This window comes from Umezawaea sp. (genome assembly GCF_036375055.1).
Lineage (GTDB): Bacteria > Actinomycetota > Actinomycetes > Mycobacteriales > Pseudonocardiaceae > Umezawaea.
In genome coordinates this window covers 14,787-37,055 of the sequence record NZ_DASUSQ010000103.1, presented here as the reverse complement: position 1 = coordinate 37,055, position 22,269 = coordinate 14,787, and the positions used below count along the sequence as shown (strand labels likewise).

General features: G+C 72.8%; 26 protein-coding genes and 1 rRNA gene. 13 read left to right on the top strand and 14 right to left on the bottom strand.

The genetic code is table 11. The features are described from left to right. Positions 1–91 (top strand): 5S ribosomal RNA (rrf, locus tag VFZ92_RS27200); the annotation flags it as partial. A gap of 68 nt (positions 92–159) precedes the next feature. Here the strand turns inward: rrf and VFZ92_RS27195 are convergent. After that, a complete protein-coding gene (locus VFZ92_RS27195) occupies positions 160–1,101 on the bottom strand; it encodes an NAD(P)/FAD-dependent oxidoreductase (RefSeq protein WP_330878884.1) in 942 nt (313 codons plus the stop codon). Positions 1,102–1,226: 125 nt separating this feature from the next. Here VFZ92_RS27195 and VFZ92_RS27190 point away from each other — a divergent pair, with 125 nt between their 5' ends. Further along, positions 1,227–1,406 carry a hypothetical protein gene (locus tag VFZ92_RS27190; protein WP_330878883.1) on the top strand — a complete coding sequence of 60 codons (180 nt, stop codon included), beginning with the start codon at positions 1,227–1,229 and terminating at the stop codon, positions 1,404–1,406. Positions 1,407–1,422: 16 nt separating this feature from the next. On the opposite strand, the gene VFZ92_RS27185 is transcribed toward VFZ92_RS27190, so the two are convergent. Both VFZ92_RS27185 and VFZ92_RS27180 read right to left on the bottom strand, forming a co-directional pair. Next, positions 1,423–1,998, bottom strand: a complete 576-nt coding sequence (locus VFZ92_RS27185; RefSeq protein WP_330878882.1) for a hypothetical protein — start codon at positions 1,996–1,998, stop codon at positions 1,423–1,425. A gap of 54 nt (positions 1,999–2,052) precedes the next feature. Continuing rightward, the gene (locus tag VFZ92_RS27180; protein ID WP_330878881.1) at positions 2,053–2,388 is read right to left on the bottom strand and encodes a nucleotide pyrophosphohydrolase; all 336 of its coding nucleotides are present in this window, start codon (positions 2,386–2,388) and stop codon (positions 2,053–2,055) included. 224 nt (positions 2,389–2,612) lie between these two features. Here VFZ92_RS27180 and VFZ92_RS27175 point away from each other — a divergent pair, with 224 nt between their 5' ends. Both VFZ92_RS27175 and VFZ92_RS27170 read left to right on the top strand, forming a co-directional pair. Then, on the top strand, positions 2,613–3,119 hold the full coding sequence (locus tag VFZ92_RS27175; RefSeq protein ID WP_330878880.1) for a DinB family protein: 507 nt from the start codon (positions 2,613–2,615) through the stop codon (positions 3,117–3,119). A gap of 80 nt (positions 3,120–3,199) precedes the next feature. Then, on the top strand, positions 3,200–3,739 hold the full coding sequence (locus VFZ92_RS27170; RefSeq protein WP_330878879.1) for an IS1096 element passenger TnpR family protein: 540 nt from the start codon (positions 3,200–3,202) through the stop codon (positions 3,737–3,739). Positions 3,740–4,045: 306 nt separating this feature from the next. Here the strand turns inward: VFZ92_RS27170 and VFZ92_RS27165 are convergent, their stop codons facing one another. Both VFZ92_RS27165 and VFZ92_RS27160 read right to left on the bottom strand, forming a co-directional pair. Beyond that, entirely contained in the window at positions 4,046–5,119 is a 1,074-nt protein-coding gene (locus VFZ92_RS27165; RefSeq protein WP_330878878.1) for an ImmA/IrrE family metallo-endopeptidase, read from the bottom strand. 46 nt (positions 5,120–5,165) lie between these two features. Then, positions 5,166–5,804, bottom strand: coding sequence for a hypothetical protein (locus VFZ92_RS27160; protein ID WP_330878877.1), 639 nt, complete (start codon positions 5,802–5,804; stop codon positions 5,166–5,168). Between the two features lie 83 nt (positions 5,805–5,887). Between VFZ92_RS27160 and VFZ92_RS27155 the strand changes: the two genes are divergently transcribed. Next, positions 5,888–6,337 carry a very short patch repair endonuclease gene (locus VFZ92_RS27155; RefSeq protein ID WP_330878876.1) on the top strand — a complete coding sequence of 150 codons (450 nt, stop codon included), beginning with the start codon at positions 5,888–5,890 and terminating at the stop codon, positions 6,335–6,337. 5 nt (positions 6,338–6,342) lie between these two features. Here VFZ92_RS27155 and VFZ92_RS27150 read toward each other — a convergent pair whose 3' ends face one another. The 5 genes from VFZ92_RS27150 to VFZ92_RS27130 form a co-directional block, all read right to left on the bottom strand. Beyond that, the gene (locus VFZ92_RS27150; protein ID WP_330878875.1) at positions 6,343–6,747 is read right to left on the bottom strand and encodes a hypothetical protein; all 405 of its coding nucleotides are present in this window, start codon (positions 6,745–6,747) and stop codon (positions 6,343–6,345) included. Positions 6,748–6,915: 168 nt separating this feature from the next. Further along, a complete protein-coding gene (locus VFZ92_RS27145) occupies positions 6,916–9,834 on the bottom strand; it encodes an AAA family ATPase (RefSeq protein ID WP_330878874.1) in 2,919 nt (972 codons plus the stop codon). Positions 9,835–9,859: 25 nt separating this feature from the next. Continuing rightward, positions 9,860–10,966: a metallophosphoesterase family protein gene (locus VFZ92_RS27140; protein WP_330878873.1), complete on the bottom strand. Its 1,107-nt coding sequence runs from the start codon at positions 10,964–10,966 to the stop codon at positions 9,860–9,862. Further along, positions 10,963–11,376 (bottom strand): hypothetical protein, encoded by a 414-nt coding sequence (locus VFZ92_RS27135; RefSeq protein ID WP_330878872.1) that lies wholly within the window; start codon positions 11,374–11,376, stop codon positions 10,963–10,965. The genes VFZ92_RS27140 and VFZ92_RS27135 overlap by 4 nt, the downstream gene beginning before the upstream one ends. 1 nt (position 11,377) lies before the next feature. Beyond that, the gene (locus tag VFZ92_RS27130; RefSeq protein WP_330878871.1) at positions 11,378–13,780 is read right to left on the bottom strand and encodes an AAA family ATPase; all 2,403 of its coding nucleotides are present in this window, start codon (positions 13,778–13,780) and stop codon (positions 11,378–11,380) included. Positions 13,781–14,067: 287 nt separating this feature from the next. Between VFZ92_RS27130 and VFZ92_RS27125 the strand changes: the two genes are divergently transcribed. Next, positions 14,068–14,952: an aminoglycoside phosphotransferase family protein gene (locus VFZ92_RS27125; protein ID WP_330878870.1), complete on the top strand. Its 885-nt coding sequence runs from the start codon at positions 14,068–14,070 to the stop codon at positions 14,950–14,952. Here the strand turns inward: VFZ92_RS27125 and VFZ92_RS27120 are convergent. Together VFZ92_RS27120 and VFZ92_RS27115 are read right to left on the bottom strand one after the other, a co-directional pair. Then, the gene (locus VFZ92_RS27120) at positions 14,930–15,295 is read right to left on the bottom strand and encodes a peptidase inhibitor family I36 protein (protein ID WP_330878869.1); all 366 of its coding nucleotides are present in this window, start codon (positions 15,293–15,295) and stop codon (positions 14,930–14,932) included. The genes VFZ92_RS27125 and VFZ92_RS27120 overlap by 23 nt on opposite strands. 108 nt (positions 15,296–15,403) lie before the next feature. Beyond that, positions 15,404–16,219, bottom strand: coding sequence for a DUF72 domain-containing protein (locus VFZ92_RS27115; protein ID WP_330878868.1), 816 nt, complete (start codon positions 16,217–16,219; stop codon positions 15,404–15,406). A gap of 77 nt (positions 16,220–16,296) precedes the next feature. Between VFZ92_RS27115 and VFZ92_RS27110 the strand changes: the two genes are divergently transcribed. The 3 genes from VFZ92_RS27110 to VFZ92_RS27100 are packed head-to-tail and all read left to right on the top strand — an operon-like array spanning position 16,297 to position 19,109. Continuing rightward, positions 16,297–17,079: a metal-dependent hydrolase gene (locus VFZ92_RS27110; RefSeq protein ID WP_330878867.1), complete on the top strand. Its 783-nt coding sequence runs from the start codon at positions 16,297–16,299 to the stop codon at positions 17,077–17,079. Positions 17,080–17,104: 25 nt separating this feature from the next. Then, positions 17,105–18,343: an MFS transporter gene (locus tag VFZ92_RS27105; RefSeq protein WP_330878866.1), complete on the top strand. Its 1,239-nt coding sequence runs from the start codon at positions 17,105–17,107 to the stop codon at positions 18,341–18,343. Between the two features lie 10 nt (positions 18,344–18,353). Then, the gene (locus VFZ92_RS27100) at positions 18,354–19,109 is read left to right on the top strand and encodes an arylamine N-acetyltransferase family protein (RefSeq protein WP_330878865.1); all 756 of its coding nucleotides are present in this window, start codon (positions 18,354–18,356) and stop codon (positions 19,107–19,109) included. Here VFZ92_RS27100 and VFZ92_RS27095 read toward each other — a convergent pair. Next, complete coding sequence (locus tag VFZ92_RS27095) at positions 19,040–19,798, bottom strand: DUF72 domain-containing protein (RefSeq protein WP_330878864.1); 759 nt, start codon at positions 19,796–19,798, stop codon at positions 19,040–19,042. The two genes, VFZ92_RS27100 and VFZ92_RS27095, sit on opposite strands and share 70 nt — an antisense overlap. Positions 19,799–19,905: 107 nt before the next feature. Between VFZ92_RS27095 and VFZ92_RS27090 the strand changes: the two genes are divergently transcribed. Genes VFZ92_RS27090 through VFZ92_RS27080 form a run of 3 tightly spaced genes read left to right on the top strand, consistent with a single transcriptional unit; the run spans position 19,906 to position 20,966 of the window. Beyond that, positions 19,906–20,256 (top strand): hypothetical protein, encoded by a 351-nt coding sequence (locus VFZ92_RS27090; RefSeq protein WP_330878863.1) that lies wholly within the window; start codon positions 19,906–19,908, stop codon positions 20,254–20,256. A 33-nt stretch (positions 20,257–20,289) separates the two neighbouring features. Further along, a complete protein-coding gene (locus tag VFZ92_RS27085; protein WP_330878862.1) occupies positions 20,290–20,574 on the top strand; it encodes a type II toxin-antitoxin system prevent-host-death family antitoxin in 285 nt (94 codons plus the stop codon). Beyond that, entirely contained in the window at positions 20,562–20,966 is a 405-nt protein-coding gene (locus tag VFZ92_RS27080; RefSeq protein ID WP_330878861.1) for a type II toxin-antitoxin system VapC family toxin, read from the top strand. Before VFZ92_RS27085 ends, VFZ92_RS27080 begins: the two co-directional genes overlap by 13 nt. A 12-nt stretch (positions 20,967–20,978) precedes the next feature. Here VFZ92_RS27080 and VFZ92_RS27075 read toward each other — a convergent pair whose 3' ends face one another. Continuing rightward, positions 20,979–21,380 (bottom strand): hypothetical protein, encoded by a 402-nt coding sequence (locus VFZ92_RS27075; protein ID WP_330878860.1) that lies wholly within the window; start codon positions 21,378–21,380, stop codon positions 20,979–20,981. A gap of 261 nt (positions 21,381–21,641) precedes the next feature. Between VFZ92_RS27075 and VFZ92_RS27070 the strand changes: the two genes are divergently transcribed. After that, positions 21,642–22,268 (top strand): hypothetical protein, encoded by a 627-nt coding sequence (locus tag VFZ92_RS27070; protein WP_330878859.1) that lies wholly within the window; start codon positions 21,642–21,644, stop codon positions 22,266–22,268. Position 22,269: the final 1 nt, after the last annotated feature.

Here is a 22,269-nt window from a genome sequence, read left to right as displayed (position 1 = left end):
ACCCGGTCCCATTCCGAACCCGGTAGTTAAGCCCTCCTGCGCCGATGGTACTGCACTGGTGACGGTGTGGGAGAGTAGGTCGCTGCGGGACAATTTTTCCCTCAGGGGGAGTTCCTTTATGGGACTCCCCCTGAGGGCTTTTGTGCGTTGGTTGGCTGGTCAGGCCAGTTGTGCCGCCAGGGCTTTGCCGAGTTCCATGCCGGACAGCCAGGCGGTTTCCACCCGTGGGTTGCCCCAGGCGTCGCCCGCGATACCGATGCGCTGTTCGTCCAGGTGGAACGGGGTTCGGCCTGGTGCGGTGGGGCGGGCGTAGGTCCAGCGGTGCACGTGGGCTGTGACGGCTCTGGTGTCGAGGCCCAGGACTGTTCGGACGGCGGCTTCCACCTCGTCGCTTGCGGCTGCTGGGTCGGCCACGTAGTTCTCGGCGAACTCGGCTGTGGTGTGGGCCACCAGGACCGGGGCGGTGTCGCCGCGGCGGTCGCCGTCGTCGAAGACCGCTTGCAGGATCGGGTGGTCGTTGACGAACGCGCCGTGGAAGTCGGACCAGTCGCGTGAGGGGAAGACGAGGGTGACGGCCAGCGACGGCAGCCACCGCTGGTCTTCTACGGCGGTGCGGGCGTTCAGCAGCTCCGGGTGCAGGACGCGCAGTGCCTGGGGGCCGGGCATGGCCAGCACCACCGCGTCCGCTGCGATGCCGTCGACCTTGGGGCCTGGTTCGATCCACTCGACGGTGCGGTCGGTGGTCACGTCGAGGCCGTCCGCCAGGTCTTCCGCCAGTGAGCGGAGGCCGTTCGGTGCCGCCCAGCGCATCGGGCCGGTGGTCTGGTGGCTGCCGTCCGGGTCCAGCACGGACAGCGTGTCCGTCCACTCGCGGACCAGACCCCTCTCCTGCCAGCGCGTGACCAGCGAGGTGAAGCCGTCGTCCTGCGCGGTGAAGTAGGCGGCGCCGATGTCCGTGCGCCGGTCGTCGTACCGCTTCGTCGCGAGCCTGCCGCCGCAGACGCGTGAGCGTTCGAGCACCCGCACCGCCAGCCCGGCCTCGGTCAACGACCTGGCGCAGGCGAGGCCCGCGATTCCCGCTCCCACCACGACCACTGCCACGTCGTCAGCTTATGAGTGGCGCTCAGTCACGGCTGAACGGGGCCGAGCGGCCGACCGGTCAGGAGTTTGCTGCGAGCGGGTGACGTGGGGGAGCCGTGGCGTCCGCGCTGCTTAACGTGATCGCCATGAACGTCGACCTGGAGGTCCCGGTGCGGTGGCGCGGTGTGCGGAAACACGTGATGCGCAAAAGAAGGCGGGGCAGGCACGCTCGGGAGAGGGCGCCTGCCCCGCCGACGTTGATGGCGGCGTTCTTCGGGATCGTGCTGCTGGTGGCACTGGTCCTGCTGCTGCTCACCTACGTCTAGCCCGCCGTGAACCCGATCAGCGCGACTGGAGGGCGTCCACGGCGACGGCCTGCGCGATGACGACCCGGCGGTCGATGTACTGGTCCTGGATGTCCAGGAGGTAGTGGTCACGCAGCCAGGTCTTCTTGTCCACGCTGAACACCGGTGCTCCGCCGCGGGTGAAGTCGAAGTGGTAGCGCATCGGGAACGGGAAGTTGTTGAGGAACGGGATGAAGTTCCACAGCCTGCGGAACACCGCCACGCCCTGGCTGCGCTCCTTGCCGGTCGCGGTGGGTGCGCCGGGCTGGTCCAGGTGCCACGTCGAGTTCAGCAGCGACTTGCCGAAGTCCTTGCGGAAGAAGCCGATCGGCTGGTTGTTGCCGTCGATGACGTCGTACCCGCTCGCCAGGTCGATGACCTTGCGGGCCCGGAAGTTCGCCAGCACCGTGGACTTCGAGGAGTCCGTGTAGATGGTGACGTGCTCCTTGAACGCCATGCGCTTCTGCTCCACGAAGGCGACGACGGCTCCCGGCTCGCCCTGGCCGTTGTCGGCGAAGATCTCGTAGCGGTTCACCATGAAGGTGACCTTCTGGTGCATGTGGAGCCGGTTCATTTGCTGCGGGTTCACATTTCCCCCTGGGCTGGTCCGAGTGAGTGACAGAGCATGTCACTCGACCGGGCGAAGGTCTCCGGTGGGGAACCTCTTCTCGTTGCGCTCGATCTTCGCGAACGCGGCCTCGACCAGGTCGACGTCCAGCTTGTCGGCCAGCCGGACCAGGTAGTGCACGACGTCGGCCAGCTCGTCGCGGACGTTCCAGGCCAGCTCCGGGTCCGACATGGCCCGCGCCGCCTCCTCCGGCGTCAGCCACTGGAACAGGTCGGTCAGCTCGCCGACCTCCCCGGACAAGGCCATGACCAGGTTCTTCGGCGTGTGGTAGGTGTCCCAGTCGCGGGCGGCGGCGAACCGGCGCAGCGCGTCCCGCAGGTCTTCCAGGTTGTTCATACCCGCAGGGCTACCACACCGGTCGCGGCGGTGGGCGGTGTTCCGCGGGTGCTCGGTCGCGAACGTTTGCGGACTGTGCTGTCCCCACGGGTGTCCAGCGATAGCGTCAGCGTGCGGACGCTCCGGCACGGGGCCCCGGCGAGGTCGGGTCCCGCGTGGTTCGTCGACCCACCGGGCGGGCCGCGACCTGTCGACCGCTCACCTGACCAGTGGAGGACACCGCAGTGACCGACCAGCGCACCGACCCGGCACCGGTAGCCGATGAGCGCACCACCCTCGTGGGATTCCTCGACCACCACCGCGACACCCTCGCGATGAAGTGCGAGGGCCTCACCGACGAGCAGTTGCGGCTCCGGGCCGTGCCGCCGTCCACCATGTCGCTGCTGGGTCTCGTGCGGCACCTGACGGAGGTCGAGCGCGGCTGGTTCGGCCGTCGGGTCGCGGGGCGGGACCTGCCGCCGCTGTACTTCAGCGAACCGGACAACCCCGACGGCGACTTCGAGGACCTCGACTCGCCCGACGTGGCCGCGGTCTTCGAGGCCTGGCGGACCGCCTGCGCCGAGTCGAGGGACATCGTCGCGGCCACCCCGCTGGACTCCACCGCCCAGCGCCGCGACGGCACCGACGTGACCCTGCGCTGGATCGTGCTGCACATGCTGGAGGAGTACGCCCGCCACAACGGGCACGCCGACTTCCTGCGGGAACGCATCGACGGCTCGACGGGTGAGTGACCAACACGGTGGAGTTGGGGAAACACCCGTTCGAGATCCACTATCTTGTCGCCGTGGCACGCACCTGGTTATCGATTCGCGTGGAACTGGTCGAAGGCCGTGGACAGCTGTTCTGGCCCCGGCCGGGCCGTGACTTCGTCGTGGCGAGGACGCACTCGTTCGGACAGCTGGCTCGGGCGGTCGACATAGCGTTCGCCCGGTGGGACCTGGCCCACATGCACATGTTCACCCTGTTCGGCGGGGCGTGCATCAGCGCGCTGAACCACTGGGACGGCGATGAGCCCGAGGGCACGATGGACAGCGCCAAGACCAAGTTCGGCAAGCTGAAGCCCGGTGACCAGTTCGCCTACGTCTTCGACTTCGGTGACGAGTGGGCGCACGTGTGCACGGTCGGCGCGGAACGCGTGGACCCGCTGGAGCTGCTCGGCTACGTGCCGGACGGGCCGACGCCGTACTGGGGGTGGGGCGAGCTGCCCGACCAGTACGGGCGCGGGTGGGACGACGACGGCGACGTGGCTCCGAAGCCGCCGAAGCCGGTGCTGAGCGACCTGCCGCCGATCCTGCCGCTGTGGGGGAAGCAGCAGCGGCGGCGTGGTGCGGGGGCCAGAGGGCCTGCGTGATGGGCTGCGGTCGGGGGACCGGGGTGATGATGGGTGGTGGTCGGAGACCGGGGTGACGGGCGGCGGTCGGGGGGACCAGGGTGATGGACGGCGGTCGGGGACCGGCGTGATAGGCGGTGGTCGGAGACCGGGGTGACGGGCGGCTGTCAGGGGACCAGGGTGATGGACGGCGGTCGGGGACCGGCGTGATAGGCGATGGCCGGGGGCCCAGGGTGATGGGCGGCAGTTGGGGGATCGGCGTGACGGGCGGCTGCCAGGGGGCGGCGTGGTGGGCGGCTACCAGGGGACCGGGGTGACGGGCTGCGGTCAGGGGACCAGGGTGAGTTTGCCCTGTCTGGGTGTGGTGCGGCTGGCGCCGGGAAGGGCGGTGACGACCAGGCCGAACAGGAGGGTGTTCAGCTCGGTCGGGTCGAGCAGCAGTTCGTGGGCCACCTGCTGGGGGCTGGTGCCGCGGTCGCGCAGGGTGCGGAAGACCTTGGTCAGCAGCAGCGAACCCTCGCGGGCGGTCAGGCCGTCCGGTTCGGCGAGGCGGTAGCCGCGGCGGCTGAGTTCGGCGCAGACGGTGCCGTACTGGTCGGCGGTGAGCAGACCGAGGTCGCGCAGGCGGTAGGTGAGGGCCAGCGCCGAGACCCGCCAGTGCGCGCGGTGGGTGAGCACCTGCTCGGTGACCGGGCCGCGGGGCACGGAGGCGAGCACGCCCGCGCGGGGCATGAGGAACGCTCCGGCGAAGGTGTTCGCCTGGCGTTCCGCGTCCTCCGGGCGGGTGTGCGCGTGCAGCACGAGGTGGCCCAGTTCGTGGGCGGCGTCGAACCGGCCGCGTTCGGCGGACGTCGTCGGGTTGAGGAACACGTACGGCGTTCCCGCGTGCCAGAAGGAGAACGCGTCCACCTCGGCGCAGTCGGCGGGCAGCGAGAACACCCGCACGCCGTGCGCCTCCAGCAGGTGCACGGTGTTCGGCGCCGGACCGGAGCCCAGCCCCCAACGGCCGCGCACCATGCTCGCGGCGGTCTCCGGGTCGGGGTGCTCCAGCGTCGGCACGTCCGGCACCGGCAGCGTGAACGTCCGCTCCAGCCACCGGTTGACCCCGATCGCCAGCCTGCCCGCCGCCACCGCCGCGTCCCGCCGAGGCACGGGAACCCTGGCCGCCGCGCGGAACGCGACGGCCTCGCACGGCAGTTCTGCCTCGTCGGGGGCTTCGAGGAACTCCACCGGGAAGCCGAGCGCCTCGGCCAGCGCGACCGTCGTCTCCGCGCCGGGCCGCCGCCTGCCGCGCTCGTAGTCGCCGATGCTGCTCGCGCTCACCCCGACGGTTCGGGCCACGTCGGCCGCGGTCAGTCCACGCCGCTTGCGCGCGAGGACGAGTCGGGAAGGTGTGAGCATGGTGGCGCCATTCTGGTACCTCCTCCCGAACCGCCGCCAGACGGGGTCAGCGCAGGGACACGGTGAAGTCGATCTCGTCCGGTCCGTCGGGCGTGATGCCCGGCACCGGGCCGAAGTCGTAGGGCGGCAACGTGATCCGGTGCGACCAGTGGTCGATCACCTGCCCCTGCGGCGTCGGCTCCGGCTGCGACACCTCCCGCAGCACCACCAGCCGCCCGTCCCGCACGATCGGGAACGTCACCAGGAACCACAGCTTCAGCCCGCCGCTGCGCTCGAAGTCGGAGAACAGGCTGAACTGGTCGTGGTCGTTGTCCCGCGTCATCGCCGTGATCGCGGGCCCCTTGGTGTAGTCGCTGCGCAGCTTCGCGTCGGGATCGCCGGTGTGTCTGTTGCCCTGCAACGCCCCGAGCACGATCGGCTTGCTCGGGTGCCGCACCAGCCCGGCGTTCCACTTGTCGTACCGGCTCCACCCGAGCCCGACCAGCAGTTCGCGCAACCGCCCGACGCGGTGGATCCAGTCGAGCAACCCGGCCCCGTTGGTGGGGCCGAGCGGGGGAGCGGACGTGCGCGCGTTCAGGCCGGCCCAGATCGCCTCGTCCAGGTGCTCGACCTTCAGATCGAGCTCGGCCAGGCGGGCGTCAGGACCCGGCATCGGCGTCGCCGGGTGGAACAGGATCTCGGTCATGGGGTCACGGTAGCGAGGGGGTCCGACAGTTTTCGGTGGCCGGATCCGGGCTGGTTGTCGGTGCTCGGTGGGAGGGTGCGGACGTGTACCAGCACGTCGACCCCGGCCCGCCTCCCCCGCCGAGTTCGTGGGCGACCGCGAGGGTCATGGGGCGCACCCGGCGCACCGGGACCGCGCCCGAGTTGGCCCTGCGGCGGGCGATGCACCGCCGCGGCCTCCGGTACGTGGTCGACAGGTCGCCGCCGGGCACGAACCGCCGTCGCCGGGTGGACGTCCTGCTGCGCGGCCCGCGGATCGCGCTGTTCGTCGACGGGTGCTTCTGGCACTCGTGCCCCGACCACGCCCACCTGCCGGTGGCGAACCGCTCGTGGTGGCGGCTCAAGCTGAGGGGTGTCGTGCTGCGCGACCGCGACTCGGACCGCCGACTCACCGCCGCGGGCCGGCGTGTGGTGAGGGTGTGGGAGCACGAGGACCCGGAGGCCGTCGCGGACTGCGTCGCGTCCCTCAGCCGGGGGCTGCGCGGATGCCGGTGAGCCGGTCAGCGGTCGTCGAGGGGCAGGGCGGTCAGCAGGCCGGTGGTCACGTCGGTCGTCTCGGTGTGCCAGCCGCGCAGTTCGTCGACCGCGGGCGCCCTGGCGTAGTCGGTGTGGTTCGCGACCACGCTCAGGGTGCCCCAGAGGCGGGCCGTGTGGTGGGCGAGCGGGGTGTCCACGTACAGCGGGAGGGTGAGGAGGTCCGTTCTCATGCCGGTGCTGGCTTCGTGGTGGGCGCGGTGCAGGGCCGCCACCGAGCGTTCCAGCGCGGTGCGCAGGAGCCAGGCGCAGCACTTCGGCCAGATCCCGGTGGCGAGCCCGCCGGTGGTGAGCAGGCCGTTCGCGAAGCGGAGTCGTTCGGCGACCTCGTCCTGGACCGCCGTCGTGGTGGTGGCTGTTCGGCTCGCCAAGGTTCTGTCTCCTCCGGTTCGCGCCAGTTGTCGAAAACGTAGAGCGCAAAGAGACCTACTGAAGAGTTGTCACACCATCGGGTGTAATTGGTTGGGTTGAGAATGCGCTGGTGAGGCACCCCGTGTGGTCGGGTCACACCGACGTGTTCACCCGATTTCTGCGGGCTCTCATTCCACCGGGATCTGGGTGAGTTCGCGCAGCGCGTTCCGGTCGCCGTCCAGGTGTCCGCGCGCCCAGGACAGGACCGAGGACTCCTGAGCGAACAGGACCACCTGGCGGTCCGCGGACAGGGCCAGCAGCAGGTCGAGGATGGCGGTGGTGCGGCTGTCGTCGGCCTGGACGGTGATGTCGTCCAGCAGCAGGGGGCACGTTTCGCCGGGTGCGGTCAGGTGGTCGGCCAGGGCGAAGCGCAGCAGCAGGTAGACCTGCTCGGCCGTGCCCAGCGACAGGTTGGCCGCCGGGCGCCACCGGCCGGAGGGGCCGCGCACGGCGACCTTCAGGGTGGCCGGGTCGACGGTGGCGTCGGTGTAGCGGCCGTCGGTGATCCCGGAGAGGTGGTCGCACAGGGTCGTGGCGAGCGCCGGGGCGATGTCCTGGTGGACGCTGTCCTGCGCGGAGGCGAGGAACTTCCGGGTGAGGGTCAGCGTGGTGGCCAGGCCCATGACGTCGGCCAGGTCGGTCTGCGCGGCGGCCAGCGCCTCCTCGGCCTCGGGGACGCCGGGCAGGGTGCGGCCGCGTTCGGTGAGCGCGCCGCCCAGTTCGTCGGCGGCCGTGGCCATCCGCTTGGCCTCGGTGCGGGCCGCGGTGACGGCGGCTCGGGCTTCGACGAGCAGCACCTCGATCCTCTCCGCGTCGGCGGTGACCGCCTCGCGGTCGTCCTGCTCGGCGGTGTCGGCCAGTTCGTCGAGCCTGGCGGGCCTGGTCGTCACGTCCTGCTCGGCGTCGCCGACGAGGGCGTCGCGCTCGGCCAGCGCGGTGGCCGCGTCGCGCTCGTCGCGGTCGGCCTCCTCCTTCAGCGCGGCGAGCCGCCGCGCCGTCGTGACGACCGCGGCGGCGAGGTCGTCACGGGTGGTGCCGGTGAGCAGGCCGGTCAGCTCGACCCAGGCGTCGCGCTCCTCCGCGCTGGCGCGGAGCTGGTCCTCCCAGCCGCGCTGCCACGCGTTGAGCGCGGCCAGCAGTTCGGTGTCCGTGGTGGCGGTGGAGCGCTCGTCGATGGCCAGCACGGCACCGCGCACCAGTTCCAACGCCTTGGCGCGCAGGCGTTCTACCTCGACGGCGGCCTCCTCGGCCCGGTCGCGTTCGGCGACGGCCCGCGTCAGCACGTCCTTCTGCGCGGCCATGGCGGCCTGCCGGGCGGCGACCGCGCAGGACCGCTCGTACAGCGCGAGCAGCTCGCCGACGTCCAGCTCGGGTTCGGGATAACCCTTGGCGGCCAACGCGATCCGCAGCTCCTCGGTCTGCCTCGTCGCCTTCTCCGAGTACTGCCGCTGGTGCTCGTCCCAGACCGCGCGGTCCGAGCGCAGGCTGATCTGCCGCTCGGCCCTGGTGGCGAGGCCCCGCAGCACCGGTGGTTCCACGGGCAGGCCGAGCGCGGCGCACCGGGCCGCGGCCCCGGTCGCGGCCGAGTGGTGGAGCTGGTCGCCGGAACCCGTGGAACCGGTGGTCGCGGACTCGACGAGCCGCAGGACACCGAGGAACAGCACGGGGGTCAGCAGGGCCAGTCCGAGCAGCCACGGTCCCATGAGGACCAGGGCGAGCCCCAGCGCTCCCACGGCGCCCGCCGCGGTGCCGACCGCGGTGCGGCGGAGGGACTTCGGGCGCGGGGGAGGGGTGTCGAGCGCGGCGGCCAGCTCGCGCACGGCGGCGGGGCCGACGGCCAGCGCCGCGGTGAGCCGGGTGTCGCCGATCTGCTCGTCGACCATGGGACGGCGGCCCTCGTGCGCCGCCACGACCGCGAGCGCGCGTTCACGGGCCAGCGCCAGTTCGCGGATGCGGGGCTTCACCTCGGTGTCGCCGGTGGGCGGTTCCGGCACGGCCGCCAGTTCCTGCCTCAGTTCGGCGGCGGTGGACCCGGTGAGCTTGCGGGGCTTGGGCACCGCCCGCCACGCCGCGAGCGCCGCGTGCACGATCCGCGTCGCCTCCTCCTGCGCGATGAGCCCGACGGGGGCGACGCCGCCGAACCGCTCGTCCAGCTCGCGCACGCGGGCGAGCCGCTGTTCGGCCCTGGCGACCTCGGCGGCGCCCGCGTCGACCTTCTCCCGCGACCGCACGGCTTTGCGCACGGCGGCGGTGTGCGCGCGGGTCGCGGTCAGCAGCGCGTCCAGCGCCGAGGCCGCCGCGTCCGCGCGCTCGGCGGCCTCGGCCGCGGTGTCGGCCGCGGCGCGGCGCTCCTCCGCCTCCACCACGAGGTCCAGGTACCGCTGGTGCGCGGTCACCGCGTGGGCGAGGTCCCGCTTGGCCTGCTTGAGCCGGTACTTGGCGACCTGGAGCGGTTTGCTGGAGTTCGCCCGCCCCAGCCCCACGTGGTCGCGCTGGAACGACTCCAGCCGGTCCAGCGCCGCCACGGCGGTCGCGTCGGCGCCCGCGGTGGCCGCCGCGCGCTGGAGGTGCTCCTGGAGCCCGTCGGCCGCGCCCAGCACGCCCAGCAGTTCGGCCTGGTTCACGCACGCGGTGGCGGCGAAGGACTTGCGGTCCAACCCGAGCCAGCGGCTGCCGTCGGGCGCGCCCTCGAACACGACCTCCGCGCTGACGTCCGACCGCTGCCCGACGTCCACGACCCGGCAGCCGCCCCGGCCCGCGAGGTCCTGGCACAGCTCGACGCGCCGCCCGTCGTCGAGCCGCACGACGGCCGAGACCCGCCAGTCGTCGCCGTGCCACGGCTTGTGCTGCTCGGCGAACCGCCGTTCCGCCACCGTGGCCGCGCCCCGGCCCCGCCGTCGCCCGCACAGCGCCGCGTAGATCGCGGCGTGCCACGAGGACTTCCCCGACTCGTTCGCGCCCGCGATCACGGTCAGGCCCGGTGCCAGCTCCAGGGTCCGGCCTGCCAGCGGACCGAACGCGTGGGCGGTCACGGACTCGATTCTCATGGACTACCCCTGGTCTTCAGCTCTATCAGTGCACGGCAAGGTCGGCGGTGCGTCCGTCGAGCGCGCGCAGGCCCGTGACCAGCACCCGCCGCCGGGTGTCGTCGTCGAGGCGCGGGTCGGCCCGCACGTCGCGGACGAAGCGGCCGCGCACGGTGGGCTCCTCGGCGAGCGCGGTGAGGTCGTGGGCCACGACGAGGTTCCCGAAGCGCGGCACCAGCGCGTCCAGGTGCGGCGCGGCCGAGACCAGTCCCGCCGGGGACAGGTCCACGTCCGGGCCGACCTCCCCGCCGAGCGTGACCCTGGCGGTGCCCGTCAGCCCGGCCGCGGCGGCGGCGATCCGCTCGCGCACCTCGTCGACGTGCGCGGCCCCGGCCAGGTCCACCGCGACGTCGTGCACCCGGCTGGTCGACACGTCGTGGCGGACCCTCTCCACCCGGCCGTCGTCGTGGACGGTGCAGAGCACGGCGCCCCTCGGACCGCTCTCGCCGAACGTGAGCGGGTCGGGGTTGCCGGGGCAGGTGTGCCGCGGCGCGTCGACCGGGGTGTGGAAGTGCCCGACGAACGCGTGGTCCAGGCCGGAGGCCTCGACCTGCTCGGCGGTGAACGGCGCGTGCGGGGCCGTGCCGGACCCCTGCCCGGCCAGGCCCGCCACCTCGGAACCGTGGAACAGGGCCAGGTTCACGCCGCCGCGCCCGACCTCGAACCCGGTCAGGAACCCCTCGGCGGTCACCGGCGCGCGGTGCGCCGCTCCCCACAGGGTCACCCCGTCGGCGAGCGGCTCGGGCACCAGGCGGTCCTCGGTGAACACGTGCACGTTCGACGACCACGCCACCTGCTGGTACGGGCTCCTCGGGCCGTAGCGGTCGTGCTCGCCCGGCGCCACGTGCACCGGCACGGCGACGTCCTCGAACGCGTCGCGCAGGAACTCGGCCGTGGCGGGGGAGAACCGGTCGTGCTCGTAGAGGTCGCCCGCGCACAGCAGGGCGTCCACGCGCTCGGACCTGGCGAGCGCGGTGATCCGCTCCAGCGTGGCGCGCAGCGCGGCCCTGCGCCCCCCGGCGACGCCCGCCGGGAACGGTGTGGCGGCGAAGGAGGTGTCGAGGTGCAGGTCGGCGAACAGCAGGAGCTTCACCCGTGTCTCCGCGAGGCGGACTCGACGCGGGGCCTCGGCAGCAGCAGGGGCTGGGCGGCGAGCAGCGCGCCGCTGAGCCACCGGGTGTCCTCGTGCCAGCCGCGCAGCTCGTCCGCGGTCGGCGCGATCTCGTAGTCGTGGTGGTGCGCGGCCCGGCGCAGCGCGTGCCACAGCTGCGCGGTGTCCGCGGCGACGTCGTCGCCCACGTGCTTGGGCAGGCGCAGCAGCAGGGCGTGCATCGACCTGGTGGCGCTCGGGTCGTCGGCGCACACCAGCGCCACCACCGCGCGCTCCAGCGTCGTGCGCAGCAGCCAGGCGCCGCAACGCACCCGCACCCCGTCCAGCCCGCGCGCGTCCGCGAGCATCCGGCCCACGTGGTCGAGGCGGTCGAGCACTTCCCGATCAGTCACGTCACTCCTCTCGCAGCCAGTTCGTCAGTCGTTCGGTGTCCCGGATCAGGGCCAGCAGGTCGCCGTCGTACGACGAGACCGTCCCCTCCCGGCAGGCGTTCAGCACGCCCACGGCCCAGGCGCCGAGCGTGTTCGTCAGGTAGGACAGCAGGTTCCGGTTCTCGGCCGGGTCGTCGAACACGGCGAGCGCCAGGCGCTGACGGGTCGTCAGCGCCTGCTCCAGCACCTGCTCGACCTCGGCGTGCGGCTGGCCGCGGGCCAGCCGCACCTGGCGGAACCTCATGTCCCCCGCGGTTTCCAGCGCCGCCCGGCAGCAGGAGGCCACCAGTTCGGCGCGTGCTTCCTCGGGGAGGTCCTCGGTGGTGCGCATGGCCCGCGCGTCGGACAGGTACCGGTCGACGGGGTCGTCGCACCTGCGCACCCGCACCGCGGAGCCCTCCTCCCGGCACACCTCCCACACGGTCGCGGGGAGGCGGAGCCTGCGCACCGCCTCGGTGAGGCGGTCGTCGTGGGTGAACACCACGACCTGCCGGGTGAGGCCGACGTCGGCGAGGACCTGCGCGAGACCGTCCACCTTGGCCGGGTCCATCGCCTGCACCGGGTCGTCGATCACCACGAACCGGAACGGGCTCTCGTCGACCACGGCCCTCGGCAGGAACAGCGCGAGGGCCATCGCGTGCAGCTCGCCCTGGCTCATCACGGCGAGCGCCGAGTTCGGCTTCCCGTCGACCGAGACGTCCAGCTCCACCCGCCGGTTGTCGTGGCCGGTGCTCTCCAGGTGCACGGTGCCGAGGTCGATGTTGCTCTGCTGGCGGAGCCGCTGCCAGATCCGCTGCGACTCCTTGGCGAACGGCGCGATCCGCTCCGAGCGGAGCCGCGCCGCGGTTCTTCGGATCCAGTTCTCGGCCTCGGTCACGTCGGCGAGCACCTGCTGGTCGGCCAGCGCCCGCTCGGCCTGCGAGTGCCACTCGAACAGCGCGAGCGCCATCGGCCGCCACACCAGGTCCCGCTTGTCGATCTGCTCCCGCGCGGCGGTCTTGAGCGCGTCGACGGCCGCGAGCACCGCCGCGTGCCGCTCGGGCAGGTCGGTGCGCAGCTTCACCGGGTCCTCGTAGGTGGAGCACTCCGCCCACACGGCCCACGCCGCGCGCACGGCCTCGGTGTGCAGGAGACCGTCGACCTCCTTGAACAGCTCGGGGACCGGTGTGCACAGCGAGCGCGCGGCGGCGGTCGCGGTGTCGAGCCGGGTGCCCGCGTCGTGCAGCACCGCCGCCGCGGCGGCCAGGGTCTCCGCCCGCTTGGTCGTCGCGGTGAACCAGCGCTGGTCCAGCACGCCGATCCCGCAGACGGGGCACGACTTGTTGCCCTTGGCCTCGTGCAGCTCCAGCGCCACGCGCAGGACCTCGCTGGTGCGCAAGCACATCTGCGCCCCGTCGGTCGCGACCGCGGCCACGCCCGCGAGCGCCGCGTCCAGCTCCTCCAGGCAGCGCGCCACGTCCGCGGCCGACGGCGGCGCCAGCTCGGTCACCCGGAGCAGCAGCGGCATCCCGCCGGCGCCGACGTCCGTGCCCAGCGCCAGGTCCGCCAGCGCGTCCAGGTCCGGGTGGTCCTGGCCCAGCAGTTCGGCCGCGCGCTGCGCCCGGCCGTCGGGTGAGGCCGCCAGCTCCTCGCGCACCTTGGCCCGCCGGTCGTGCGGCCGGGCGACCACGTCCGCCAACCGCTTGCGGTGCTCGGCGAGCCGGTTCTGCGCGTCGGTGATGGCCTCCAGCCCCAGCAGGCTGTGCACCGCGTCGTGCAGCTCGCTCGGCTTGCCCTCCAAGGACTTCCCGAGTTCGCTGTAGGGCAGGAACGGCCGGTAGGTCTCCAGCGCCGACCGCCACCTCGCCTGGTCGAACGGCTCCGGCTCCCGCCCGTCGGTCTGCTCGGTCCACGTGCCGCCGGTGAAGTCGTCGCCGTCCGCCCACGCCCGGCGGATCGTGGTCGCGCCCTCGCCGCCCGCCCGCACCAGCGTGATGGCCACCGAGGCGTCCTCCGGCGAGTGCAGGTTGCGCCAGCCCTGCCGCCACACCTCGTTGAGCGACTTCGTCCACCGGGTGTTGTTGCCGGTCAACGCGAACTCCGCGGCCTCGGCGAAGCTCGACTTGCCGGAGCCGTTGCGCCCGGTCACCACGGTCAGGCCCGGCCCGCTCACCAGCGGCAGGTCGACCTCCTGGCCGATGCCACGGAAACCCCGCACGCGCACGCCCGCCAGGTAGATCCCGGCACCCAGCGACCGGCGGGGGTGGGCCTCGGGGGCGTCCTCGGCGACGACGCCGTCCAGGACGCGGTTCAGCGCCGCCTCACCACGGCAGGCCGCGATCACCAGTTCGGCGGCACGAGGGGTCAACTCCCGATCACGTGCCACCCGGCTGAGCATCAAACCGTGTAATCCGGTTCCGGCAACCGCCACCGTTGTGTCTCCTCTTCGTGCTGACGCAGCACGGCTAGGCGGGAAACGTAGGCGCAACGACCAGCGTTGTTGAAGGGTGTTCACACGATCGAGTGGTCGCTATCGGGCGAGGCTGATCTCGCAGAGTTACCAATTTCGCGCGGAATTCCCGTGGTCACGCACTCGGTGGACGCACGATTCCCCCTGGCGGGCCACGAACAATTCGATGTGATCGCGAATCGTGTTCTGGGAGGGTTTCGCGGGTGGACGTCGAGGAGATCACCGAACGCCTGACCCGTCGCTTCGGACCGTCGGTCGCCGACTGGTGCGCGGGCGCGCCCGCCCGCGCGGAGCGGGCCGCCGCCGAGTGGGGACTGGCCCTGGGAGAGCTGATCACCGACGGCGCGTCGTCGGTCGCGGTGCGCTGCGCGTGGCCCGACGGCACCCCCGCCGTGCTCAAGCTCAGCCCGGAGGAGCCGTTCCTGGCCGAGCAGGTCGCGATGCTGCGCCGGTTCGCCCCCTCCGGCCGGGTGCCCGCCGTGCTCGCCGCCCGCGCGGACGCCGTGGTGCTGGAGGAGGTCCGGCCCGGCACGGCCGCCGACGAACTCGACCGGCACCCCTCACCGGAGCTGTGGGCCGACCTGGTGGGCGCCCTGCACGCCGTCGAGCCGCCCGCCGACGCCCCGCGCGACCTGCGCGACCGCACCGGCGAGTCCTTCGCCCGCATCGGCCGGCGCCTGGCGGAACCCGCGATCGGCGCGCGGATCAGCCGCCGCACCTGGGACCTGGCGGCGCGGCGCTGCGAGGCGCTGCTCGACACCGCGGCGGCGCGGGTCGTGCTGCACGGCGACCTGCACCTGGGCAACGTGCTCGACGGCGGCCCGCGCGGACTCGTGGCCATCGACCCGAAGGTCTGCGTCGGCGACCCGTGCTTCGACGCCTTCGACTACGTGCTGGCCGGAGCCGGGCTGGACGGCGTCGAGAACCGGTGCGCGGCGCTCGCCGAGGCCGCGGGGCTCGACGGCGACCGGCTGCTCACGTGGGCCAGGGTCGGTGCCCCGATGCTCGCCATCGCCCTCATCCCGGACGGCGCCGCCGAGGAGGCCGTGGCGGAACTGCTCGCCCTCAGCGCTCCCACACCTGGATAGCCCGCACGACGAAAGGGGCGTCCGGCACGTACGTGCCCTTGCCGGGGTAGGTGGTGAACTCGGCCTCCGTCGAGCACGTCTCGCCCTGGAAGACGCTCGCGTCCCTGGTCAGCCGGTTCACGAACGAGCGGGCCACCAGCCCGCCCGGCAGCGGGATGCACTCGCCGGGGTTCGCCGACTCCAGGTCGAGCCGCTTCGCCGGACCGGTGTACTCGACGCCGCCCCACAGGCAGAACTCGCCGCGGTCGCACACGGGCTCGGCGGACTGCTGGGCCGCGGCGGTGCCGCTCGCGACGAGGGCGCCCGCCGTGATGGCCAACGCCGTCACCAGGCTTCGGGTCATGGTCAACCTCCGTCGCTCGCGCACCGCTCCAGACTCGGCCGTTCGGCCTGATCCCGCGCCGGAGTCGCCCGCCGTTCACCTCATCGTGTGCGCGACACGCCGAAGCGGCTACTCGACCTTCCGGATCAGCGCTACCGCGTCGCGCGGAGCCATGACCTTCGCGTCGTTGTCGAAGTAGACGAACACGTCACCGCGACCGGCCCAGGCGCGGACCTTCGCCGCCCACTCGTCGAGCCCCTCGTCGGTGTAGCCGCTGACGTACAGCTCGTCGGCGCCGTGCAGCCGGACGTAGACGAAGTCGGCGGTCACGGCCTCCAGGCGCGGGAACTTCCCCGCCGAGTCCGCGACCACCAGCGCGATCCCGTGCTCGCGCAACAGGTCGGGCAACCGGGGGTCGGTGAAGCTCGGGTGGCGGACCTCCAGCGCGTGCCGCAGCGGCCGGTCGGCGTCGGTCGTCGTCCACGCCGGGTCGACGCGCTCGTCGTGCCGGGTCGCCAGCTCGGCCGCGGCGCTCGTCGTGCGGGGCAGGTCGCCGAAGAACCCGACCAGCAGGTCGGGGTCGAACCCCAGGGTCGGCGGCAGCTGCCAGAGCACCGGCCCCAGCTTCGGGCCGAGCGCCAGCACGCCGGAGGCGAAGAAGTTCGCCAGCGCGCCCCCGCTGTCCCGCAAGCGCTTGAGGTGCGTGATGAACCGGCCGCCCTTGACCGAGAACACGAAGTCGTCCGGTGTCCGAGCGGCCCACTCCAGGTAGCTCGACGGCCGTTGCAGCGAGTAGAACGAGCCGTTGACCTCCACCGAGGTCACCTGCCGCGACAGGTGCTCCAGCTCCCGCTTCCGCGCCAGGCCCGGCGGGTAGAAGACACCGCGCCACGGCGGGTACACCCAGCCCGACGTGCCGATCCTGATCTCGCCCACCGCACCCATGCTGCCCCGGCGGCCGCGAAGCGGAAAGTCGGGCGAACTTGACCTTGAACCGCCCGCCCCGGATGCTCGAACGGGTGATGGGACGAACGCACGCGCTCACCGGGTGGTGTGCGGGACTGGGGATCGCCCCACTGCTGGGCCACGGCGACCTGGGCGGAGCCGTCCTCCTCGGACTGGTGACGGCCGGGTTCGCGCTGCTGCCCGACTTCGACCACCGGCACTCGACCGCGTCGCGCTACCTCGGCCCGCTGACCGGGGTCGTCTCGTTCGTGCTCCGCAAGTCGTCGAGGTACGTCTACGCGATCACCAAGGGGCCGCGCGACGAACCGGTGACCGGCGAGCACCGGCACCTGTCGCACACCGTCCTGTTCGCCGTGCTGCTCGGCTACCTCACCGCCGGTCTCACGGAGCTGGGCGGCAGGTGGGCCGTGCTCGGCGTCGCGGTCTTCGCCGTGCTGCTCGCCGAGGCGGCGCTCGGCGACTGGGTCGCGGTCGTGTTCGTCGGCGCCGCCGGGTGGTGGCTCGTCCGGTTCGGCTTCGACGCCGCCCTGGTCCAGATGGAGGGCCTGTCCGGCGTGCTGGGCATCGCCGTGGCCGTCGGGTGCTTCGTGCACTGCCTCGGCGACGCCGTGACGATCTCCGGCTGCCCGTTCCTGTTCCCGCTGCCCATCGCGGGGGAGACCTGGTACGAGCTGCGCCCGCCGAAGTGGCTGCGCTTCCGCACCGGCGGGCCGGTCGAGTCGATGCTCATGTTCCCCGCCGTCGCGGTCGCCGCGCTCCTGCTCATCCCCGGCGCGTGGACGCTCGTGACGTCCATCCTCCCGGCGCTGCACAAGTTGACCCAACCAGGCTCAAGTTAGTTGCCGTTGCCGGCATCATGTCGGCATGGGGTTGCTGAGGAACAGGGATTTCCGCCTGCTGTGGGCGGCGGACGTGGTCAGCCAGGTCGGCACCGGCGTCACCGTGCTGGCCGTGCCGCTGCTCGCGGTGCGGGTGCTCGACGCCACGTCGTTCGAGGTGGCGATGCTGCGGTTCGGCCAGACGATCGCGTTCCTGCTGATCGGGCTCCAGGTCGGCGTGTGGTGCGACCGGCTGCGCTGCCGCCCGCTGCTGGTCGCCGCGGACCTCGGGCGGGCGCTCGCGCTGCTCAGCGTGCCGGTCGCCGCCGCGGCCGGGGTCCTCACGCTGGCGCAGCTCTTCGTCGTCGTGCTGGTCACCGGCACGCTCACGGTCGTCTTCGACATCGCCCACCCGTCGTACGTGCCCCGGCTCGTCGACCGCGCCCACCTCGTCGAGGCCAACACGAAGCTCCAGCTCAACCGGTCGACCGCCGCCATCGTCGCCCCGAGCCTCGGCGGCGGGCTGGTGCAGTGGCTCGGCGCGCCCGTGGCGCTGCTGGTCGACGCCTGCACGTACCTGTGGTCCGCGCTGTGGCTGCGGGGGATCCGGGCGGTCGAACCCGTGCCCGACGCCGAGCGGCGGCGGATGTGGCCCGAGGTCCGCGAAGGCCTCGGCGTGGTCTTCGGCCACCCCGTGCTGCGGGCGATCAGCTGCCACGGGGCCACGTTCTCGGTCTTCCAGTCCGCCCACTCGGCCGTGGTGGTCGTGTTCCTGGTCCGCGACGTCCACCTGTCCCCGGTCGTGATCGGCCTGCTCGGCAGCGTCGGCCTGCTCGGCGCGGTCTCGGCCGCGCTGCTGACCGGCCGCCTGGCCGCGTGGATCGGCGAGGCGCGGCTGCTGTGGATCGGCGGCGTCGCCTGCGGGGTCGCGTTCCCGCTGTTCCCCCTGACCAGCCCCGGCTGGGGCCTGGTCTGCTACGTCGTCGCCACCTGCGTCACCAGCTTCGGGATCATCTGCGTCAGCGTCCTGGTCGTCAGCTACCGGCAGGCGGTCTGCCCGCCCCACCTGCTCGGCAGGGTCAACGCCACCTCGACGGTCGTGATCTGGGGCGCCATCCCGGTGGGCAGCCTGTTCGGCGGCGCCGCGGCGACCCTGCTGGGCGTGCGGGGCGCGCTCGTCGTCGCCGCGGCGGGCGTGCTGCTGTCGTCGCTGTGGCTCGTGCTGTCGCCGCTGCGCGGGATGCGCGACCTGGCACCGCCTGGCGTTCCCGTCGCCGGCGGGTGAAGCTCAGGCCATGACGCCGGAAGCGGTCGACGCGTACCTGTCCAGGATCGGCGCGGCGCGGACCGCGCCCGTGGCGGACCTCCAGGAGCTGCACCTGCGCGCCGTCCCGTTCGAGAACCTGGGCATCCACCTGGGCGAGCGGATCGTGCTCGACGAGGACGCGCTGGTGGCCAAGATCGTCGAACGGCGGCGCGGCGGCTTCTGCTACGAGCTCAACGGGGCCTTCGCCGCGCTGCTGCGCGCGCTCGGCCACGAGGTCGAGTTCCTGGCCGCCAGGGTCCACCCGGGCGACGCGCTGACCGCCCCGTTCGAGCACGTGGCGCTGCGCGTCGACGGCGCCCTGGTCGACGTCGGCTTCGGCGAGTTCGCGTTCCGCCCGCTGCGCCTGGACGTCCGCACCGACCAGACCGACCCCGCGGGCACGTTCCGGGTGGTCGACGCCGACGGCGGCGACGTGGACGTGCTGATGGACGGAGAGCCGCGGTACCGCCTCGAACAGCGCCCCAGGTCCCTGTCCGACTTCGGTCCGATGTGCTGGTACCAGCAGACCTCGCCCGACTCCCGGTTCACCCGCGGCCCGCTCGCGTCCCTGCCGACCGCCACCGGGCGGGTCACGGTCAGCGGCAACCGGCTGATCACCACCGAGGGCGGCCGGAAGTCCGAGCGCGAGCTGACCGGCGCGGAGCTGCTGGACGCCTACCGCGGCCTGTTCGGCATCGGGCTCGACGCGCTGCCGACCCTGTCCGCCAGGGCCATCGCGTTGTAGGGCGCCGCACCGCTCAGCGTGTTGTCGAAGTACACGAACACGTCCCGGTCCTCCGCCAGCTCGCGGACCTCGCCCGCCCAGCGGTCCAGCTCGGCGGGACCGTAGGCGCTCACGTACAGCTCGCCAGCCCCGTGCAGGCGCAGGTAGGCGAAGTCGGCGGTGAGCTCGTCGAGCACGGGGAACCGGCCAGCCGAGTCCGCGAGGACGACGGCGACACCCCGCTCGCGCAGCAGGCCGAGGAACTCGGGGTCGGCGAAGCTCGGGTGGCGCACCTCGACGGCGTGCCGGACGTCCCGCGGCAGCGCGTCGAGGAAGGCGGTCACGCGCTCGGGCTTGAACGGCAGCCACGGCGGCAGCTGCCAGAGGACCGGGCCGAGCTTGGCGCCCAGCTCGTGGACGCCGGAGGCGAAGAACGCCGTGAGGTCGTCCCCGACGTCGCGCAGGCGCTTGTCGTGGGTGACGGTCTTCGGGCCCTTCACGGCGAGCACGAAGTCGTCCGGCGTGCGGGCCGCCCACGAGCGGTAGTGCTTCGGCTGCCGCGGCCCGTAGAACGTGCTGTTGAGCTCCAGGGAGTTGACCCGCTCGGCCAGGTGCTCCAGCTCCCGCCCCCGCGCCAGGCCCCTGGGGTAGAAGGCTCCGCGCCACTCCGGGTAGGTCCAGCCGGAGGTGCCGATCCTGATGTCGCCCACGGTCGCGGTGATTCCCGGTTCGCGCGTGATCGAAACAACAGTGGCAGGCCGCGTGGATGGGGGTAACACGGAAGGAGCAACCCCGTGCGCCGAAAGCGAGAACCACCATGACCAGCACCCTCAGCCGCCGCCCCACCCTCGACGACGACCGCGCCGCGCTGGTCGACTCCGTCGAGGCGCTGCTGACCGTCCAGCCCGACCTGCTGGCCGCCGGCGGCACCGTGGCGGTGCTGCGCGGGTTCGACCGGGCGAGCCGGGAGGCTCGGGACGCGGTCACGGCGGTCGTGCGCGCGCACGGCGGGCGGGTGCTGGACCTGACCGTGGCCTCGTGCGCGGGCGGGGTGGCGGACTGGCCCTCGGCGGACCTCGTGGTGGCCGTGAGCCGTTCCACGGTGGAGACCGCGGAACGGGTCGCGACGACGTGGGACGTGCCCCTGCTGGCTGTAGCACCTCTGTAGCGCAATTCGGCCCAAAAGCGCTACGCTGGGCGTGTGAAGACGGCCATCGGGCAGCGGGAACTGCGCAACGACAACGCCGAGATCATGCGGCGCGTCGAGGCGGGGGAGGCGTTCGTGGTGACCCGCAACGGGCGCCCGGTCGCCGACCTCGTGCCGCACACCGCCGAGGCGGACGGGCCGCGGCGGACCCTGGGCGAGGTGCAGGCCGGGTTCCGCACGCTGCCCCCCGTGGACGCCGCCCGCTGGGACGCCGACCGGCTGGCCGACGACCGGGTCTTCGGCGCGGACGACCCCCTGGAAGACGCGTGGCGCGGGTGACCGACCGGATCCTGCTCGACACGTGCGTGGTGATCAGGCTGGAGGAGATCGACTTCGGCGACCTCGTGGACGCCGAACCCGCGATCAGCGCCGTCACGGTCGCCGAACTGGCCTACGGCCTCGACGTCGACGACCCGGTGGAGCGCTTCGCCCGCACCGAGCGGTACTACGCCGCCCTGGAGGCGTTCGAGGTGCTGCCGTTCGACACGGCCGCGGCGAAGGTCTACGGCACGCTGGCCGCCCTGGTCCGGCGCAGCGGTCGCAGCGCCCGGCCGCGGCGGATGGACCTCCAGATCGCCGCCACGGCCGCCGCGAACGGCATGCCGGTGCTCACGCGGAACGTCAAGGACTTCATCGGGTTGGAACGCGCGGTGAAGGTCCTCGCGGTCTGAGCGCGCCCCGCCTCACAGCCCCGCGCGGTCCAGCGCGCTGCCGATGACGTGCCGCACGGCCGCGTCGCTCGGGTCGGCGGCGAGCGCGGCGGCGCACGGGCACCCGCCGAGGTCGCGGCCCGCCTCGGCGCACAGGTAGACGCCGAGCACCCGCAGGTTGCGGGCGGTGTGCCGCAGCCGCACCACGCCCTTGAACGGCACCCGGCAGTGCACCGCCTTCGCGATGTCGAACGTGGCGTCCGGCCGGGGCTCCACGGTGACCTGGGTGTCCAGTTCCTCCGCCAGTTCGGCGACCCGGTGGCACGAGGTGCGTTCGACCAGCCGCGGGTCGATGCGGGCGACCAGCCGCACGCGCACCTCGTCGCGCCAGCCCGTGTCCGCGTCGAGGAACTCGGCGAACTCGTCCAGGCGCACCGGGTCGGGTTTCCGGGATCGTCGTCGGCGGACTCTGCGGCGGTGTGTGTCCATGTGACGAGAATCAGCCGGCGGGACCCGGCCACCACCCCTCTCACCCGGCTGACGCGCCGCTGTGACTCGGCCGTACCAACCGCCGTCACCCGCCGATCCCGAACGCTCCTCATTGCTCACCCGGACGAGGCGGTCACGCTCGGTCGGCGACCGCTGACCGGGCGAAGTCGAGGTAACGGGGAATCATTCGCCGTCGATAATGGGTGCATGACAGACGGCTTCACGTTGGCGGATCGGATCGTGGCGCTGCTGGGCCACTTCCCCAACGGGCTCACCGACGCGCAGATCGCGTCGCAGTTGCGCGTCGTCCACGACCAGGTCAACTCGCGCTGCCGCACGCTGGCCGACGCGGGCATCCTGCACCGCGACGACTTCGGCCGACCGGTGATGAACAGCCTCGTCACCGAACTGCCGCGCGCGGACATCAGGCGCAGCGCCGCGCACGAGTGGCACTGGGAGGGCAACGTCCTCGCGGAGCTGGTCCGCTACTTCGAGATGGACGGCTGGGTCTTCCTGCGGGGCGACCGGATCATGGCGCAGCGCGGCGGGAGGCTCCTGCACGTGGAGTCCCGCGGCTTCCCGACGAAGAGGTCCACATCGGACTCGAACCCGCCGCACCCCATGGAGCAGGCCGAGCGCTGGTACGCCGACGCGCTGCTGAAGGTGCTGCGGCTGCGCCAGGACTGCCCGGACGACATCGTCGGCATCGGCCTGCCGGACTTCGTCTGCTACCGCGAACTGCTCGCCGACACCGCGAACGCCTTGAAGGCCATGCGCATCGACGTGTACCTGGTCCGCGCGGGCGGCTGCGTGGACGCGCTCTCGATCCACTAGG

Coding starts and splice junctions, on each gene's coding strand:
- VFZ92_RS27190 (WP_330878883.1), top strand. CDS start 1,227: ATGAACGTCGACCTGGAGGTCCCGGTGCGGTGGCGCGGTGTGCGGAAA.
- VFZ92_RS27185 (WP_330878882.1), bottom strand. CDS start 1,998: ATGAACCGGCTCCACATGCACCAGAAGGTCACCTTCATGGTGAACCGC.
- VFZ92_RS27180 (WP_330878881.1), bottom strand. CDS start 2,388: ATGAACAACCTGGAAGACCTGCGGGACGCGCTGCGCCGGTTCGCCGCC.
- VFZ92_RS27165 (WP_330878878.1), bottom strand. CDS start 5,119: ATGCTCACACCTTCCCGACTCGTCCTCGCGCGCAAGCGGCGTGGACTG.
- VFZ92_RS27160 (WP_330878877.1), bottom strand. CDS start 5,804: ATGACCGAGATCCTGTTCCACCCGGCGACGCCGATGCCGGGTCCTGAC.
- VFZ92_RS27145 (WP_330878874.1), bottom strand. CDS start 9,834: ATGAGAATCGAGTCCGTGACCGCCCACGCGTTCGGTCCGCTGGCAGGC.
- VFZ92_RS27120 (WP_330878869.1), bottom strand. CDS start 15,295: ATGACCCGAAGCCTGGTGACGGCGTTGGCCATCACGGCGGGCGCCCTC.
- VFZ92_RS27115 (WP_330878868.1), bottom strand. CDS start 16,219: ATGGGTGCGGTGGGCGAGATCAGGATCGGCACGTCGGGCTGGGTGTAC.
- VFZ92_RS27110 (WP_330878867.1), top strand. CDS start 16,297: ATGGGACGAACGCACGCGCTCACCGGGTGGTGTGCGGGACTGGGGATC.
- VFZ92_RS27105 (WP_330878866.1), top strand. CDS start 17,105: ATGGGGTTGCTGAGGAACAGGGATTTCCGCCTGCTGTGGGCGGCGGAC.
- VFZ92_RS27100 (WP_330878865.1), top strand. CDS start 18,354: ATGACGCCGGAAGCGGTCGACGCGTACCTGTCCAGGATCGGCGCGGCG.
- VFZ92_RS27090 (WP_330878863.1), top strand. CDS start 19,906: ATGACCAGCACCCTCAGCCGCCGCCCCACCCTCGACGACGACCGCGCC.
- VFZ92_RS27070 (WP_330878859.1), top strand. CDS start 21,642: ATGACAGACGGCTTCACGTTGGCGGATCGGATCGTGGCGCTGCTGGGC.